At 69.9% G+C, this 15,361-nt stretch carries 17 protein-coding genes; 11 read left to right on the top strand and 6 right to left on the bottom strand.

Annotation, left to right across the window (positions count from 1 at the left end; all coding sequences use genetic code 11):
* Together ACT4N8_RS13915 and ACT4N8_RS13910 are read right to left on the bottom strand one after the other, a co-directional pair.
* A partial coding sequence (locus tag ACT4N8_RS13915) for an MFS transporter (protein ID WP_444858713.1) occupies positions 1 to 1,156 on the bottom strand: 1,156 nt, incomplete at its 3' end.
* A gap of 56 nt (positions 1,157 to 1,212) precedes the next feature.
* On the bottom strand, positions 1,213 to 1,839 hold the full coding sequence (locus ACT4N8_RS13910) for a TetR/AcrR family transcriptional regulator (protein WP_444858712.1): 627 nt from the start codon (positions 1,837 to 1,839) through the stop codon (positions 1,213 to 1,215).
* A gap of 38 nt (positions 1,840 to 1,877) precedes the next feature.
* On the opposite strand from ACT4N8_RS13910, the gene ACT4N8_RS13905 reads away from it, so the two are divergent.
* Positions 1,878 to 2,333, top strand: a complete 456-nt coding sequence (locus ACT4N8_RS13905; protein WP_444858711.1) for an ABA4-like family protein — start codon at positions 1,878 to 1,880, stop codon at positions 2,331 to 2,333.
* Positions 2,330 to 3,160 (top strand): hypothetical protein, encoded by an 831-nt coding sequence (locus tag ACT4N8_RS13900; RefSeq protein ID WP_444858710.1) that lies wholly within the window; start codon positions 2,330 to 2,332, stop codon positions 3,158 to 3,160. The genes ACT4N8_RS13905 and ACT4N8_RS13900 overlap by 4 nt, the downstream gene beginning before the upstream one ends.
* Here ACT4N8_RS13900 and ACT4N8_RS13895 read toward each other — a convergent pair.
* Positions 3,157 to 3,540: a GFA family protein gene (locus ACT4N8_RS13895; protein ID WP_444858709.1), complete on the bottom strand. Its 384-nt coding sequence runs from the start codon at positions 3,538 to 3,540 to the stop codon at positions 3,157 to 3,159. The two genes, ACT4N8_RS13900 and ACT4N8_RS13895, sit on opposite strands and share 4 nt — an antisense overlap.
* Here ACT4N8_RS13895 and ACT4N8_RS13890 point away from each other — a divergent pair.
* Positions 3,539 to 4,024, top strand: a complete 486-nt coding sequence (locus tag ACT4N8_RS13890) for a DNA-deoxyinosine glycosylase (protein WP_444858708.1) — start codon at positions 3,539 to 3,541, stop codon at positions 4,022 to 4,024. The two genes, ACT4N8_RS13895 and ACT4N8_RS13890, sit on opposite strands and share 2 nt — an antisense overlap.
* On the opposite strand, the gene ACT4N8_RS13885 is transcribed toward ACT4N8_RS13890, so the two are convergent.
* Positions 4,015 to 4,743, bottom strand: a complete 729-nt coding sequence (locus ACT4N8_RS13885) for a 3'(2'),5'-bisphosphate nucleotidase CysQ (RefSeq protein ID WP_444858707.1) — start codon at positions 4,741 to 4,743, stop codon at positions 4,015 to 4,017. The two genes, ACT4N8_RS13890 and ACT4N8_RS13885, sit on opposite strands and share 10 nt — an antisense overlap.
* A 141-nt stretch (positions 4,744 to 4,884) precedes the next feature.
* On the opposite strand from ACT4N8_RS13885, the gene ACT4N8_RS13880 reads away from it, so the two are divergent.
* The 6 genes from ACT4N8_RS13880 (at position 4,885) to ACT4N8_RS13855 (ending at position 11,728) form a co-directional block, all read left to right on the top strand.
* Positions 4,885 to 5,250, top strand: coding sequence for a hypothetical protein (locus ACT4N8_RS13880; protein ID WP_444858706.1), 366 nt, complete (start codon positions 4,885 to 4,887; stop codon positions 5,248 to 5,250).
* Positions 5,251 to 5,317: 67 nt separating this feature from the next.
* Positions 5,318 to 6,478 carry a non-hydrolyzing UDP-N-acetylglucosamine 2-epimerase gene (gene wecB, locus ACT4N8_RS13875; protein WP_444858705.1) on the top strand — a complete coding sequence of 387 codons (1,161 nt, stop codon included), beginning with the start codon at positions 5,318 to 5,320 and terminating at the stop codon, positions 6,476 to 6,478.
* An 18-nt stretch (positions 6,479 to 6,496) separates the two neighbouring features.
* Complete coding sequence (locus ACT4N8_RS13870) at positions 6,497 to 7,600, top strand: NAD(P)/FAD-dependent oxidoreductase (RefSeq protein WP_444858704.1); 1,104 nt, start codon at positions 6,497 to 6,499, stop codon at positions 7,598 to 7,600.
* A gap of 22 nt (positions 7,601 to 7,622) precedes the next feature.
* The gene (locus ACT4N8_RS13865; RefSeq protein WP_444858703.1) at positions 7,623 to 9,689 is read left to right on the top strand and encodes a transglycosylase domain-containing protein; all 2,067 of its coding nucleotides are present in this window, start codon (positions 7,623 to 7,625) and stop codon (positions 9,687 to 9,689) included.
* Positions 9,686 to 10,429, top strand: coding sequence for a transglycosylase domain-containing protein (locus ACT4N8_RS13860; protein ID WP_444858702.1), 744 nt, complete (start codon positions 9,686 to 9,688; stop codon positions 10,427 to 10,429). Before ACT4N8_RS13865 ends, ACT4N8_RS13860 begins: the two co-directional genes overlap by 4 nt.
* An 87-nt stretch (positions 10,430 to 10,516) precedes the next feature.
* Positions 10,517 to 11,728, top strand: a complete 1,212-nt coding sequence (locus ACT4N8_RS13855) for a transglycosylase domain-containing protein (protein WP_444858701.1) — start codon at positions 10,517 to 10,519, stop codon at positions 11,726 to 11,728.
* On the opposite strand, the gene ACT4N8_RS13850 is transcribed toward ACT4N8_RS13855, so the two are convergent.
* A complete protein-coding gene (locus ACT4N8_RS13850; RefSeq protein WP_444858700.1) occupies positions 11,628 to 11,840 on the bottom strand; it encodes a hypothetical protein in 213 nt (70 codons plus the stop codon). The genes ACT4N8_RS13855 and ACT4N8_RS13850 overlap by 101 nt on opposite strands.
* Positions 11,841 to 11,921: 81 nt before the next feature.
* Between ACT4N8_RS13850 and ACT4N8_RS13845 the strand changes: the two genes are divergently transcribed.
* Positions 11,922 to 12,962 carry an AI-2E family transporter gene (locus tag ACT4N8_RS13845; protein WP_444858699.1) on the top strand — a complete coding sequence of 347 codons (1,041 nt, stop codon included), beginning with the start codon at positions 11,922 to 11,924 and terminating at the stop codon, positions 12,960 to 12,962.
* Positions 12,963 to 13,051: 89 nt separating this feature from the next.
* The gene (locus ACT4N8_RS13840; protein ID WP_444858698.1) at positions 13,052 to 14,953 is read left to right on the top strand and encodes a CASTOR/POLLUX-related putative ion channel; all 1,902 of its coding nucleotides are present in this window, start codon (positions 13,052 to 13,054) and stop codon (positions 14,951 to 14,953) included.
* Between the two features lie 3 nt (positions 14,954 to 14,956).
* On the opposite strand, the gene ACT4N8_RS13835 is transcribed toward ACT4N8_RS13840, so the two are convergent.
* Entirely contained in the window at positions 14,957 to 15,355 is a 399-nt protein-coding gene (locus ACT4N8_RS13835) for a DoxX family protein (protein ID WP_444858714.1), read from the bottom strand.
* Positions 15,356 to 15,361: the final 6 nt, after the last annotated feature.

Here is a 15,361-nt window from a genome sequence, read left to right as displayed (position 1 = left end):
GCAAGGCCGCCACCGAGCCGTAGGTAAGCCCCGACAGGGCCATCAGCCCGAGGATCGCCGCGAACATGAGCGCGAGGCTGCCCGCGTCGGGCACGAAGCTCTCCCCGGCAGGCGCGCCCGCGCCGTTGCCGGCGGCGTCGCCGATCGCCCAGAAGAGCGGAAACAGCAGCAGCAGGGTCAGCGCGTAGCCGATCACGATCGGCTTCTTGCGCCCGACCCGGTCCGACCAGGCGCCGGTGATGACGTAGAAGGCCAGTCCGACCAGCGCGCCCGCCGCGACGACAAGCTGCGCCACCGTCTGATCGACCCGCAACGGATTCTGCAGGAAGGCGAGCACCGAGAACATCGCCGTGTACCAGATCACGGTGAGCCCGGCGGCGATCCCGAACAGGGCGACGAAAAGTCGCTTCAAATTGCCCGGATAGGTGAAGCTCTCCTTGAACGGATTCTTCGCGCAGCCGCCGCTTTCCTTGAGCGCCCTGAAGACCGGGCTCTCGTTGAGCTTGAGCCGCATCCAGAGCGACACCGCGAGCAGCAGGATCGAGAAGAGGAAGGGCAAGCGCCAGCCCCAGGCGATCCACTCCACGTCCGAGACCAGCGCCTTGAAGCCGAGGACGACGGCGAGACTGAGGATGAACCCGCCGACCACGCTCGCCTGGATGAAGCTGGTGTAGAAGCCCGCCTTGCCCGGCGGCGAATGCTCCGCGACGTAGATCGCCGCGCCGCCATATTCGCCGCCCAGCGCCAGCCCCTGCCCGATGCGCAGCAGGATGATCGCGAGCGGCGCCGCGGCCCCGATCGCGGCGTAGCTGGGGACCAGGCCGATGCCAGCGGTGGCGACGCCCATCAGGGTGATGGTGACGAGGAAGGTATATTTGCGCCCCAGCCTGTCGCCCAGATAGCCGAACAGGATCGCGCCGAGCGGGCGGAAGGCGAAGCCGATCGCGAAGGTCGCCCAGGCGAGCAGGGTCGCGAGCAGTTCGTCGCCCGGGGGGAAGAAGCTGCGCTGCAGGATTCCCGACGCGGTCAGCGTCCCCCAGATGAAGAAATCATACCATTCGAAGACGGTGCCGACCGAGGAGGCGCCGATCACGAGCCGCGTCTTGCCAAGCTCCGTCTCGCCGCCGCCCGTCGCCACCGCTGTCGCTGTCGCCATCGCCGCTTACCCCTTTTCGTGAACCTAGGCCGGAGGGCGCCCGCCCGGCAAGCCGCTCAAACAGACAGATGATCGAGCACGCGCGGGAGCAAGGCTTCGGCAGCACGCTCTGCCGCCCCCGGCTCCGGCCCGAAGGCGCCCTCGAGCGCGAGCCGGGCGAAGCCATGGACCATCGACCAGGCCGCGATCGAGGGCGCGAGCGCGACGTCCTCGGGTCCGTGACGCAGGACCTCTTCGCCGCGCGCGGCACGGTCGAGGATGACGAAGGCGCGATCGGCCGCGGCCTTGAGCTCGGGGTCGGTCTTGTCGAGCAAAGCGCGCCGCCACATCAGGTCGAACCGCGCCGGATGCGCGAGGGCGAAGCGGACATAGGCCAAGCCCTGCCCGCGCAGTCGCTCGGCGCGATCGCCGCCTTGGTCGGCGGCGGCGAGGGCATCGCCGAAATCGCGGAAGGCCCGCGCCGCGACCGCGGTCAGCAGCCCGCGCGCGTCGCCGAAATGATGGCCGGGCGCGGCCGGCGAGACGCCGGCCCGCCGCGCCGCCTCGCGCAGGCTGAACCCGTCGACGCCGCGCTCCGCGATGACCGCCTCCGCTGCGGCGACGAGCGCGGCGCGCAGGTCGCCATGATGATAGCGACGCACGGCGTCCGGGCTGATGTTGACACTGTTCAGATCATCTGCCATAGCGCTCATCTATACAGTGTAAAGATGGAGCGCAAGCGATGATCGATCCCGCCTCAGCCTTCTCTCTCGGCGGTCTGCTCGCCATGGCGGGCTGGCTAGGTCTGCTCGTTTCGCTCTTCGTGAGGCAGGCGCGGCCCTATGCCTGGCCGGTCGCGCAGTTGCTGATCCCGGCACTCCTCGCCTTGGCCTATCTGCTGCTGCTGCTCGGCGGGCGTGACGCCTTCGCCGAGGGCGGCTTCGGATCGATCGCGGAGGTCCGCGCCCTGTTCGCCCACGACGCCGCGCTGGCGGCCGGGTGGCTGCACTATCTCGCCTTCGACCTGTTCGTCGGCGCCTGGATCGTGCGCGACGGGCTCGGCCGCGGCCTCCATCCGCTCTTCATCCTCCCCGCTTTGCCGCTGACCTTCCTGTTCGGCCCGACCGGCCTCCTCCTCTACCTCGCCCTCCGTCTCGCGCTGGGCCGCCCACCCGAATCCGCTGGAGCTTCGTCGTGACCGCCGCCGCCCTCCCGCTCGCCTCGCCCCGCTCGATCGTCGGCGAGTTCCTGTCCCGGCAGCGGACCCTCGCCCTCTACGGCTTCGCGACGCTCGGCCTCGCGCTGGTCGCGGTGCTACTGCAGGGGCTCGATCCGCGCCTGCTGGAGAGCGGCGTCAACGTCTGGGTGAAGCCGGCCAAGTTCCTGAGCTCGGTGACGATCTTCGCGCTCACCGTCACCTGGTTCTTCGGCCATGTCCGGCCCGAGCGGCGCCGCTCGCTCTTGATGCGCGGCACCGTCGCGCTGCTCCTTCTCTCCGGCACGTTCGAGCTGGCTTGGATCACCTGGCAGGGCACCAACGGCCTCGAATCCCATTTTAATTTCGACACGCTTTTCTACCGCCGGATGTTCAACCTAATGGGCGTCTTCGCCGTCCTGCTGGCCGGCACCGCGCTGCCGCTCGCCTGGGAGATCGCGCGGCGCCCGGCGGCCGGGCTGAGCCGGGACTTCGTCGCCGCGGTGGTGATCGGTCTGCTCCTCACCTTCTTCCTCGGCGCGAGCTTCGGCGGCGTGATCGCGGCGAACGGCGGGCATGCGGTCGGGGCCGAGGCGGGCGGCCTGCCCGTGTTCGGCTGGAACCGCGCCGGCGGCGATCTGCGCATCGCCCATTTCATGGGCATCCACGCCCAGCAGGCGATTCCGATCCTCGCCGCTTTAGCCGCGGCGGCGGGCATGGCCGCCGGACGTCGCTGGGCGGTCCTGCTCGGCGGAACGGCGCTCTATGTCGCGGCGGCCGTCGCGCTCCTTCTCCAGGCGCTGGCAGGCCGTGCGCTGTTCCCGCTCTAGTCGAGCGCGGCGGCGGCCTGCTCCCAATTGCGGCCGTCGAAGGCGCGGAACGTCGCATCGAGCGCGCCGGGATCGTCCAATGCATTGAAATTGACGCTCCATGCCTCGGAGTGCGAGCGCGGCTGGTAGAAGCTCTTCACCCCGCACGTGCCGCAGAAGAGGTGGTTCGCGGCGCCCGTGCCGAAGCGGTAGGACACGAGGGCGTCCTCGTCCGACAGCAACCGGAAATCGGCATGCGGCACGATCAAATGCCGAAACCCGGTTTTCGCGCAGATCGAGCAATTGCAGTCGAGAATCTCGACCGCTTCGGGCACCTCCGCCTCGAACCGCACCGCACCGCAGTGACATCCGCCTTCGATCTTCATAACGGCCTTCTTCATGCAGCATTGCTTCCCGCCCGTCACCCGGCCCGACACCCGCTTGCTCGTCCTCGGCAGCTTGCCTGGCGTCAAGTCGCTGGCGGCGCAGCAATATTATGCCCACCCGCAAAATCTGTTCTGGCGCCTGATGAGCGAGGTGATCGGGCGGGAGCTGGTGCCCTTGCCCTATGAGGCGCGGCTCGAGGCGCTGCTCGATGGCAAGGTCGGCCTCTGGGACACGGTCGCCGCCGCGACGCGCAAGGGCAGCCTCGACGTCGACATCCGCCTCCACGAGGCCAGCGACGTCGCGCGCCTCGCCGGCACATTGCCCGACCTCCGGGCGATCGCCTTCAACGGCGGCACCTCGGCCCGGATCGGCCGCAAGCAGCTGTCGGGCATCGACGGGGTCGCGCTGATCGATCTGCCGTCGAGCAGCCCGGCTTATGCCAGCCTCCCGTTCGCGGCGAAGCGCGAAGCCTGGCTCGCCTTGCGCGCCTATCTCTGAGTGAAGGCGAGCAGGCGCGCCGCCAGCTCCGGGCGACCGACGATGAGGTCCGGCACGATCGTGTCGGCCCGGTTGTAGGCGAGCGCCGAGCCGTCCGCCCGGCTCGCATGAAGCCCGGCGCCGAGCGCCACCGCGGCGGGCGCGCAATTGTCCCATTCGTGCTGCCCGCCGGCATGATAATAGAGGTCCACGTCGCCCGCGAGCACCGCCATCGCCTTGGCACCGGCCGAGCCCATCTCGATCAGATCCGCGTCGAGCAGGGCCGCCAGTTCCGTCACCTCGGCGGGCGGCCGAGTCCGACTCACCACGATGAGCGGCCGTTCCCGCCCCGACGCCGCCGGCGCGGACACCTGGTCCGAGCGATAGACCCTGCCCAGCGCAGGCAGCGCCACCGCCCCCAGCCGAGGCTCCCCGGCCACGGCGAGCGCGACATGCACCGCCCAGTCGGGCCGCCCCTCGCCATATTCGCGGGTGCCGTCGAGCGGGTCGATGATCCACACCCGCTCGCTCGCCAGCCGCTCCTTATGGTCCGGGCTCTCCTCGGACAGGACCGGATCGGCCGGCCGCCATTCGCGCAGCGCGGTGAGAATGAAGGAATTGGCGACCTTGTCGGCGACCATGCCGAGCGCCGCGCCCTCGAGGAAGCTGCTCGCGCGCAGCTCCAGCAACAGCCGCCCCGCCCCTTCCGCCAGCCGCGCCGCCAGGTCCTCGTCGGTCAAGCCTGCTCCTTTCCTCGTCCGACATACCTGATGCCCGCCCGCGCGCAGTGGGGCAACTCGTGAAAGATCAGGGTTAACGCCCTCTTTACCATTACCGTATTATCCCCATGCCCACGGAGGTTGTCTCCGGGGGGACGAAACATGATCATCATCTTCGCCGCGCTGTTGACCGGCAAGACGGTTCTCGCCGACATCGATCGCAACGCGCTCGACCTCGCGGCGCGCGCCGAGGCCTTGCAGCCCCGCGCCACCGCCCCGGCACAGGCCCGGCGCCCAGCGCCCGCGCGCCGGACCGCGCCGCGACGCGCCAGCGGTGGCGGGCTCGATCTTTCGCAGATCACCACGATCTGCCGCGCGGCCGGCAATCAGAACGATCCGACCTCCTTCCTGACGCGGATCAGCACGGCCTATTCGCTCTCGGCCGGCGACAGCCAGTCGCTGCGCTCGAGCTGCGCCGCCTATCTGGCGGGCCGCGCCGACGCGCGCCGGACGGGCGGAACCTACTGAGCCCGTAACTTTCGGCTATTCGCCGAAGTCAAGCTGTGCTTAGCTTTCCCGGTCTGGGGGGCGCGGCATGAAATTGCTGTCGGTTTTCGGTACGCGGCCAGAAGCCGTGAAGATGGCGCCCGTGCTCGGCGCGCTGGCGTCCGAACAGGGCGTTCTCTCCCAAGTCTGCGTGACTGGCCAGCACCGGGAGTTGCTGAACCCTGTTCTGCGCTTCTTCGGGATCGCACCGGATTTCGATCTCGCGCTAATGGCGCAGAGCAAGGGCCTCAACGATCTGGCTGCCCGCACCATCGACCGGCTCGACAAGATTCTGGCCCGCGAGGCGCCGGACCGGGTGATCGTGCAGGGCGACACGACCAGCGCGATGGCCGCGGCGCTCGCCGCCGACAACCGGCGCATCCCGGTGGCTCATGTCGAAGCGGGCCTCAGGACCTACGCCATGGCGGGGCCATGGCCGGAGGAGGCGAACCGGCGCACCATCGCGCTTCATGCCGATCTCCATTTCGCACCGACCGCGGCCGCCAAGGCCAATCTCGCCGCCGAGCGGCTGCACGGCGAGGTCTTTGTCACCGGCAATAGCGGCATCGACGCCCTCCACTGCGTCCGCAGGCGCCTCGCCCGCGACGCCAAATTTCGTGCGAAGGTCGATGCCGCGCTGCCCCCGTCGGGCGGCCGAAAGCTGATCCTGGTCACCGCGCACCGCCGCGAAAGCTTCGGCGCGCCGCTCCGCGCGATCTGCGAAGGCGTCGCCGCGCTCGCGCGCGGCAGCAATGTCGACATCGTCTGGCCGCTTCACCCGAATCCGGCAGCGCGCGAGCCGGTCGTCGCACAACTCGGCGATCATCCTAACGTTCATCTGGTCGACCCGCTCGACTTGCCCGGCTTCATCCGAGCGATGGACCGCGCGGCCCTCATCCTCACCGATTCGGGCGGGGTGCAGGAGGAAGCGGGGACGCTCGGCAAGCCGGTGCTTGTGCTTCGCGGCGCGACCGAGCGGCCCGAGGGTGTCGCCGCCGGTGTCGCCCACTTGGTGGGCACCGATGCCGAGGCGATTCGCGCCGGTGCGCAGACGTGGCTCCGCCGCGGCCGCCGGATACCCGCCCCGAGCACGATCTACGGCGACGGCCACGCGGCCGGGCGGATCGTCGACGGTCTGCTCGGGCGGCCGGTGGCCGAGTTCCAGCCGCTCGTCACCGCGGCGCGTGACGGCCTGCGCCAAATCGGCTAGCGCGCGCCCGTGGAGGGCGTGGATTTCCTCATCATCGGCGGCGGCGTCGCCGGACTGTCGGCGGGCGCGCGGCTGGTGCGACATGGCCGGGTGGCGGTGATCGAGGCCGAAGCGGCACTCGGCTATCATTCCTCGGGGCGCAGCGCGACCTTCTCCCATTACGGCATCGGCAACCGCATTGTCCGCGCGCTGACCGCGCACAGCCGTGCCTTCTTCCTCGAGGCACAAGGCGGCACCCTCGCCCGCCGCAGCCCGGCTTTGTTCGTCGCCACCGAGGAGATGCGTACCGCGCTCGATTCGCTTGCCGGCGACATGGCCGCCTTCACCGACAGCATCAGGCCCGCCGACGAGGCCGAGATGCTGCGGCTGTTCCCGCCGCTGCGCACCGGCGGCGAGGCGATCGTCGCGGGCCTGCTCGATCCCGACGGCCTCCGCCTCGATTCGGATGCAATGCTTCAGCATTTCGCTCGCGCGATTCGGGAGGCGGGCGGGATCGTGGCCACCGACGCGCGTATCGGCTCGATCCGCGAGGGCTGGCGGGTCGAGACCGAGGACGGCCGCGCCTGGGCCGCGCCGGTGCTGATCAACGCCGCCGGCGCCTGGGCGGACAAGGTCGCGACGTTCGCCGGAGTCGCGCCGCTCGCCCTCCGGCCGCTCCGCCGCACGATCATCGTCGTCGACCCGCCCGAAGGCGCCGACGTCCGGGACTGGCCATTCGTGAAGACCGCGGTGGACGATTTCTACGTCCTGCCCGAATCCGGCCGGCTCGCGGCCTCGCCGGTCGACGAGGTCGAGGCGGAGCCGTGCGACGCCCAGCCCGAGGATTACGACATCGCTCTCGCCGCCTGGAAGGTCGAGCGCTACACGACCCTGTCGGTCACGCGGATTCCTCATCGGTGGGCGGGCCTGCGTACCTTCGCCATGGACCGCACCCCGGCGGTCGGCTTCGACGGGCAGGCGCCCGGCTTCTTCTGGCTCGCCGGCCAGGGCGGCTTCGGCCTGCAGACCGCGCCGGCCGTCGCAGAAGCCGTCGAAGCCCTCGTCATCGGCGCCGCCTGGCCGAAAGCGCTTGCCGATCTGGGCGTGGGCGTGGATCATCTCGATCCGGCGCGGCTCCGATAGAGCCCGGTTGTCAGGAACGATGTTGAACGGCCCTCCCCCCGATTCCGGCATAACCACCGAAACCTGGGACGGCATGGCCGAGGAGGACCGCGCCCGCGTCGAGCAGACGATGCGCGAGATCGCCTCGGTCCGCGCCCGGGCGGCAGCGCAATATTATGACGAGATGGACCGGTCCGGCGGCGGCTGCCCGCCCTGGCAGAACGCGCCCGCCCATATCCGCGATCACTATCTCAAGCACGCGCTCTACGCGCTGCAGCCGCGCTATGTCGGCATCGAGGATGTCGAGCTCGACACGCCGCGCATCGTCGGCGCCACGCTTGAGGGCCACCGCCGCCGCTACAACAAGGTCGTCCAGCGCATCCGCACGGCGACCAAATACACGCTCTACACGCTGTTCGCGGTCTTCGTCGCGCTTGTCCTCTGGCTCGCCGTCACTGCGCCGTTGAGCCAGTCGCTCCAGCCGATCGCGGCGCCCAGCTACACCGTCATCGCCGCCGACGGCCAGACGATCGCGCGGCGCGGCGCGATCCGGGCCGGGCCGGTCAACGTGCTCGAATTGCCGCCCTTTGTCAGCCAGGCCTTCGTCTCGGTCGAGGACCGGCGCTTCTACCGCCATCTCGGCATCGATCCGTGGGGCGTCGCCCGCGCCGCCTTTCGCAACTGGCAGGCGGGCCGGGTGCGCGAGGGCGGGAGCACGATCAGCCAACAGCTCGCCAAGACCAGCTTCACCGGCGGCGAACGCACCTGGGGCCGCAAGCTCCAGGAGGCGCTGATCACGATCTGGCTCGAGGCGTGGCTCAGCAAGGAGGAGATTCTCAGCCGCTACCTCTCCAACGTCTATTTCGGCAACAATATCTACGGGCTCAGGGCCGCCGCGCGCTTCTATTTCAGCGTCGAGCCGGAGGAGCTCACGCTGCCGCAGGCAACCATGCTTGCCGGCCTCGTCAACGCACCCAACCGCCTTGCTCCCAACCGCAATCTCGCCGGGGCCCGCCGCCGCGCCGCTCTGGTGACTCAGGAGATGGTCGATGCGGGCGCGCTGAGCGAACGCGAGGCGGCGCGGCTTCGCCCCGCCCGGCTACGCCTCGCCCGCACGCGCGACGAGGTCCCGACCGGGACCTATTTCGCCGACTGGGTGCTTGCCGCGGCCGAGAATCGGGAGGATTCGCGCTACGGCGAGCGGGAGATCGAGACGACGCTCGAGCCCGCCCTCCAGCGCGCCGCCATCGCCGCTTTCCGCGACGCGCGGCTGGGGCGCAGCCAGGCGGCCCTGGTCGCGATGCGCCCCGACGGCCGGGTCGTCGCCATGCTCGGTGGGCGCAACTACGGCGACAGCCCGTTCAACCGCGCCACCCAGGCGCGGCGGCAGCCGGGCTCGACCTTCAAGCTCTTCGTCTATCTCGCCGCCCTGCGCGCCGGCATGTCGCCCGACGACCTCGTCGAGGACACACCGATCACGACGGGCGAATACCGCCCGCGCAACTCCGACGGCGTCTATCGCGGCGAGATCACGCTCGCCGAGGCCTTCGCCGTTTCCAGCAACGTTGCCGCGGTGCGCCTCGCGCAGAGGGTGGGCATGAACAATGTGATTCGCGCCGCCCGCGATCTCGGCGTCACCGCGCCGATCCCGGCCAACGATCCGAGCATCGCGCTCGGCACCGCCGATGTCAGCCTGATCGAGATGACCGCCGCTTATGCCGCCGTCGCGGGCGGCCGCTATCCGGTCGCGCCGCACGGCATCGTCGAGCAGGCCGAGGAGCAGGGCGTGGTCGGCCGCCTCTTCGGCCCGATCCTCGACATGGCTGACGGCGGCCGCTCCGATCCCAATTTCCCCGCTTTGCGCGCGTTGCTCGAGGGTGCGGTCGTGGGCGGGACCGGGCGCGCCGCCGCCTTGTCCATCCCCACCTTCGGCAAGACCGGCACCACGCAGGATTATCGCGACGCTTTGTTCATCGGCTTCGCGGGGGATCTGGTCGTCGGAATCTGGGTCGGCAATGATGACAATAGGCCGATGTCGCGTGTAGCTGGCGGCGGCATGCCGGCGCGGATCTGGCGGAGCTTCATGATGCGGGCCCAGGATTTGAGATGACCGATACCGCCGCCGCGCAGCCGCCCCCTCCTCCTTCGCCGCCGATCTCCCGGGCGCGCATCGTCAAGCGCGCGATCAAGATCGGCGCGGCCCTGTTCGCCCTGATTCTCGTCTGGCTGTTCGTCACCGCGCCTTTGTCGAGCTCGCTGCAGCCGGCGGGCGCGCCCGGTCTCACCATCCTCTCCGCCGACGGCGAGCCGATCGCCCGGCGGGGCGCGGTCATGAGCGAGCCGGTCGACGTGACCGAGCTGCCCCCTTATGTCGGCCAAGCTTTCGTCGCGATCGAGGACCGCCGCTTCTTCCGCCATGTCGGCCTCGATCCCTGGGGCATCGCCCGCGCCATGGTCCGCAACCTGCGCGCCGGCCGAGTCCGCGAGGGCGGCAGCACGATCAGCCAGCAACTCGCCAAGACCAGCTTTCTCACCCCGAACCGGACCTGGGGCCGCAAGGCGCAGGAGGCCTTGATCACGCTCTGGCTGGAGGCCTGGCTCTCCAAGGAGGAGATCCTCAGCCGCTATTTGTCGAACGTCTATTTCGGCGACAATGTCTACGGCCTGCGCGCCGCCGCACGGCATTATTTCAGCGTCGATCCCGAGGACCTCACTTTGTCGCAGGCGGCGATGCTCGCGGGCGTGGTGAACGCGCCCTCCCGCCTCGCGCCGACCGTCGATCTGGGGGCCGCGCGCGAGCGGGGCGCGCGGGTGCTTCGGCTGATGGAGGAAACCGGCTTCATCACCTAGGCTCAGCGCCGCGCCGCCCGGCCGGCCCGCCTCCGCCGCGGCCCACGCGACGACGTTCCCACCGGCACCTATTTCGCCGACTGGGTGGTGCCGCAGGCGAGCGACCTGGCCGAAGGCAGCTATGGCGAGCGGCAGGTGGTGACCACGCTCGACGGCGATCTCCAGCGTCTTGCCGCGCGCACCGTCCGGCGCGCCGGCCTCGGCCGCGCGCAGGTCGCCTTGGTCGCGATGCGCCTCGACGGCCGCGTCGTCGCGATGGTGGGCGGCAGGGACTATGCGCAAAGCCCGTTCAACCGCGCCACCCAGGCGCGGCGCCAGCCGGGCTCGGCGTTCAAGCCCTTCGTCTATCTCGCGGCTTTCCGCGCCGGCCTGACGCCGAACACGCCGGTCGACGACCGGCCGATCCGCCTCGGCAGCTGGACGCCGCGCAATTACAGCGATTCCTATCGCGGCCGGATCAGCCTGCGCGAAGCCGTCGCCCATTCGAGCAATTCGGTGGCGGTTCAGGTCCAGGAACGGGTGGGGCGCGATGCCGTGATCCGCGCCGCGCGCGATCTCGGCATCACCAGCGAGCTGCGCCCCGATCCGAGCCTCGCCTTGGGGGTCAATGGTGTCAGCCTGATCGAGCTGACCGCGGCTTATGCCGCGATCGCCGCCGGCCGCTATCCGATCCGCCCGCGCGGGCTGCCGATCCCGGACGAATCCTGGCTCGGCTGGAGCACGCCCGCGGACCGGCTCAGCCGCGACCGCGCTTTCCCGATGCTGCGCGACGTGCTCTACGCGGTGGTCAATCGCGGCACCGGCCGCGCCGCCGCGCTCGCCGTGCCGACCTTCGGCAAGACCGGCACGACCTCCGATTATCGCGACGCGGTGTTCGTCGGCTTCGCCGGCGACCTCGTCGTCGGAGTCTGGGTCGGCAATGACGACAATCGACCGCTTCCGGGCACGTCGGGCGGTGGTCTCCCGGCACGGATCTGGCGCAGCTTCATGACCGAGGCGCTCGGCATTCGCCCCGCGCCCCGGGTCGCGCCGGTGCCGCTCTCTCAGACCGATCGCGACGAAACCCCGGCCAACGCCGTGGACGAAGCCCTGGCGCCCGGCCCAAGCCAGCCGCAGGATGTGCCGCTGCCGCCGGTCCCGGAGGTCGTCATCCCGCCGCCGCCGCAGCCTCGGCCGGAGCCTCAGCCGAAGGCCCGGTTCAGACGGGCGGCGCTGCGTTCCGCTCGCGGCGCGCCTGGCGGCGATCGTACCATTTCTTCGCGCCATAAGCGCCGAGCGCCGCGACGCCGAGCGGCGTGAACGCCCGGCGCAGCAGCCAGGGCGCCGCGGCGCCGAGCACGGCGCCCTTCAGTCCCTGATTGCGTCCCGCCAGCCGCTGGCCGACCCGCGCGCCGATGATCTTGCCAAGCATATGGGTTCGCTCCTGAACTTGCCTCTGCGGGAACAGCGCCGCATGCCGGGGATTGTTCCGCCTGCGTAGCCGGAGAATAGGATGGGTCGAGAGCCGGCCAGCCACCGCATCTTCATCGAGCGAGTCGTGATTGCGCTCGCCTTGGTCGCGATCGCTTTGCTGCTCTGGAATCTGCGCGGCCTGTTTCTGCTCCTTTTCGGCGCCGTGCTGGTCTCGGTGATCCTCGGCCTGGTCGCCGAGCCGATCCGCAGGCGGCTCCGCGTCCCGCCCGCGTTTGCCCTGCTCGCCGCCGTGCTGGTCGTGGCCGGCACGGTGGGCACCGCCTTCTGGCTGTTCGGCGCCGAGGTGATGCGGCAATCGACCAATTTGCGAGAGCTGATCCCCGCCGCCTGGGGCGCGCTCGAAATGCGCCTCGATGCCTGGGGCCTCGGCCAGCCGCTTCGCGAATGGACGGCAACGCTCGGCCAGGGTGGGGGCGTCGTCTCCAATCTCGGCACCATCGCGGTCTCGATCGGCAACGGCCTCGCCGACACGTTGCTCGTCGTCGTCGGCGGCATCTATCTCGCGATCCAGCCCGAGCTCTACCGCGTCGGCCTGTTGAAGCTGGTCCCCGAGCGCGGCCGCGATCTTGCCGCCGAGGCGCTCGCCGCGAGCGGCCGGGCGCTGCGGCTGTGGCTGCTCGGCCGGATGGTGTCGATGGCCGTGGTCGGCCTGCTCACCTGGCTCGGCCTCGTCATCATCGGCGTCCCCTCGGCGCTCTCGCTCGCCTTGCTCGCCGCCCTGCTCGAGTTCGTCCCCTTCATCGGCCCGATCGTCGCCGCCGTGCCCGCGATCCTGCTTGGCTTCGCCGCCGGGCCGGAAAAGGCCGTCTGGGTCGCCTTGCTCTTTCTCGCCATCCAGCAGTTCGAGGGCAATGTCCTGGAGCCGCTCGTCCAGCAGCGCGCGGTGGACCTGCCCCCCGCCTTGCTCCTCTTCGCTTTGGTCGCAGGGGGCACCGTCTTCGGCATCGTCGGCATCCTGCTCGCGGCGCCGCTCACCGTCGTGCTCTACGTGATGGTGAAGCGGCTCTACGTCCAGGAGGCGCTGCACACCGCCACCCCCCTGCCCGGCGAAAAGGAATGAGGTGAGACCCCTTCCCAAGCGCCGCCCGCTAAGTGAAGATGCGCGCCGGGAAGCGGTCGCGTCCTCGCGGCCCCGAGGGGGAAAAGATAATGGCCAATGGCGGGTGGCGCGCGCGGCTGCGCTATGAGTTCGACAAGAGCATGGCGGCGGGCACGATCGCGCTGATCGGCTGGCTCGGCATCGTCAGCCTCGTCATCATCGCCTTCGCCGCCCTCGTCGTGGTCGCGCTCGCCATCTCGCCGGACGGGGCCGAGCCGCTGAGCTTCCTCGAAGGCTTCTGGGCGTCGCTGATGCGCACCCTCGATCCCGGCACGATGGGCGGCGACGACGGCTGGTCCTTCCGCCTCGTCATGCTCGCCGTAACGCTCGCCGGCATCTTCGTCGTCTCGGCGCTGATCGGCGTGCTCAGCACCGGTCTCGAAGCGAAGCTCGACCAGCTCCGCAAGGGCCGCTCGATCGTGCTGGAGCGCGATCATACGATCATCTTCAACTGGTCGCCCTCGATCTTCGACATCGTCTCCGAGCTGGTCATCGCCAATGAGAGCCGGACCCGGCCGCGGATCGTGATCATGGCAGACCGCGACAAGGTCGAGATGGAGGACGAGCTCTATTCGAAGGTGACCGAGCTCAAGAACACGCGGATCATCTGCCGCAGCGGCGATCCCACCGACCTTTACGACATCGGCATCGTGAATCCGCAGACCTGCCGCTCGGTGATCATCCTCTCGCCCGAGGCGGACGATCCCGACCCGCGCGTGATCAAGACCATCCTCGCCCTCGTCAACGATCCCGGGCGCCGCGAGGCGCCCTATCGGATCGCGGCCGAAATCCGCGAGGAGGCCAATGCCGAGATCGCCCGCGTCGTCGGCGGCGACGAGGTCCAGCTCGTCCTCGCCGACGATCTGATCGCGCGGATCATGGTCCATTCGACCCGCCAGCCGGGCCTGAGCGGCGTCTATACCGAGTTGCTCGATTTCGACGGCTGCGAGATCTACGCCGCCGAGCAGCCGGAGCTTGAGGGCAAGAGCTTCGGCGAAGCGATCATGGCCTATGACGTGTGCAGCCTGATCGGCCTGTGCGGCGCCGACGGCAAAGTCGCGCTCAACCCGCCGATGGAGACGCGGATCGAGCCCGGCATGAAGGCGATCCTGATCGCCGAGGACGATGACGAGATCGCGAGCGCGGCGCCGCCGGCGGACCTGCCGCCGCCCGCTCTGGCGCCCGCCCGCGACGGCCCCGTGCCCGCGGAGAAGACGCTGCTGCTCGGCTGGAACCGCCGCGCGCCGGTCGTCGCGCTGGAGCTGTCCCGCTATGTCGGGCCCGGTTCACTGCTCACCATCGCCGCCGACACGCCGGAAATCGAGGCACAGGTGGCCGCGATCGAGATCGCCGGCGACAATCTGAAGGTCGAGTTCAAGCGCGTCGACACCGGCCGCGCCGCCGAGGTCGATGCGCTCGACCCGCTCGCCTACGATCATATTCTCGTGCTGGGCTATGGCGATCATATGGAGCCGCAATCGGCGGACACCCGCACGCTCGTCACCCTGCTCCACCTCCGCCGCATCTCCGAAGGCGCGCCGGAGCGGCCGATGAGCGTGGTCAGCGAAATGATCGACGTTCGCAACCGTGCTCTCGCCGAGGTCACCCGGGTCGACGATTTCGTGGTCAGCAACAAGCTGGTCAGCCTGATGCTAGCCCAGGCCTCGGAGAACGAATATCTCGAGGCGATCTTCAAGGACCTGCTCGACGAGGAGGGCTCGGAAGTATGCCTGAAGCCGGCGAGCGCCTACGTGCCCGTCGGCGAGCCGGTCACCTTCTACCAGGTCGCCGCGGCGGCGGCGGCGCGGGGCGAGGTCGCGATCGGCCACCATCGGCCCGTTCTTGCCGCGCAAAGCGATCGGGGGCTCGGCGGAGTCATCGTCAATCCGACCAAGTCGGAGGCGATCCGCTACGACGTGGCCGACCGGATCATCGTCATCGCGCGGGACTGACCTCTAGCGAAGCCGCCCGCGGCGCGAGCCGTCGAGGCTGAACGCGCCCGGCCCGGCCGCGACCAGATAGAGGAACAGGAAGCAATAGAGGATCGCCGCGTCGCCGCCATTGCCGACCGGATAGGGGCCTTGCGGCGCATGGAACATCCAGTAGGCGACGGCCATCTCGCCCGAGGCGATGAAGGCCGCCGGGCGGGTGAACAGGCCGAGCAGGATCAGGGTCCCCGCGACCAGCTCGATCACCCCGCCGATGCCCATCAGCGTGAGCAGCTCCTGCTGCCCCGGCGGCACCGCGGGGAAGCCAAGGATTTTGACCAGGCCGTGCGAGAGGAAGAGCAGGCCGGCGACGATCCGGAGCAAGCCGAGCAATTGCGGGGCGTAGCGCGACAGCGAAGCGAACATGGGGCA

The organism is Sphingosinicella sp. (assembly GCF_052387495.1).
Classification (GTDB): domain Bacteria; phylum Pseudomonadota; class Alphaproteobacteria; order Sphingomonadales; family Sphingomonadaceae; genus Allosphingosinicella.
This window is presented reverse-complemented; position numbering and strand designations above follow the sequence as displayed.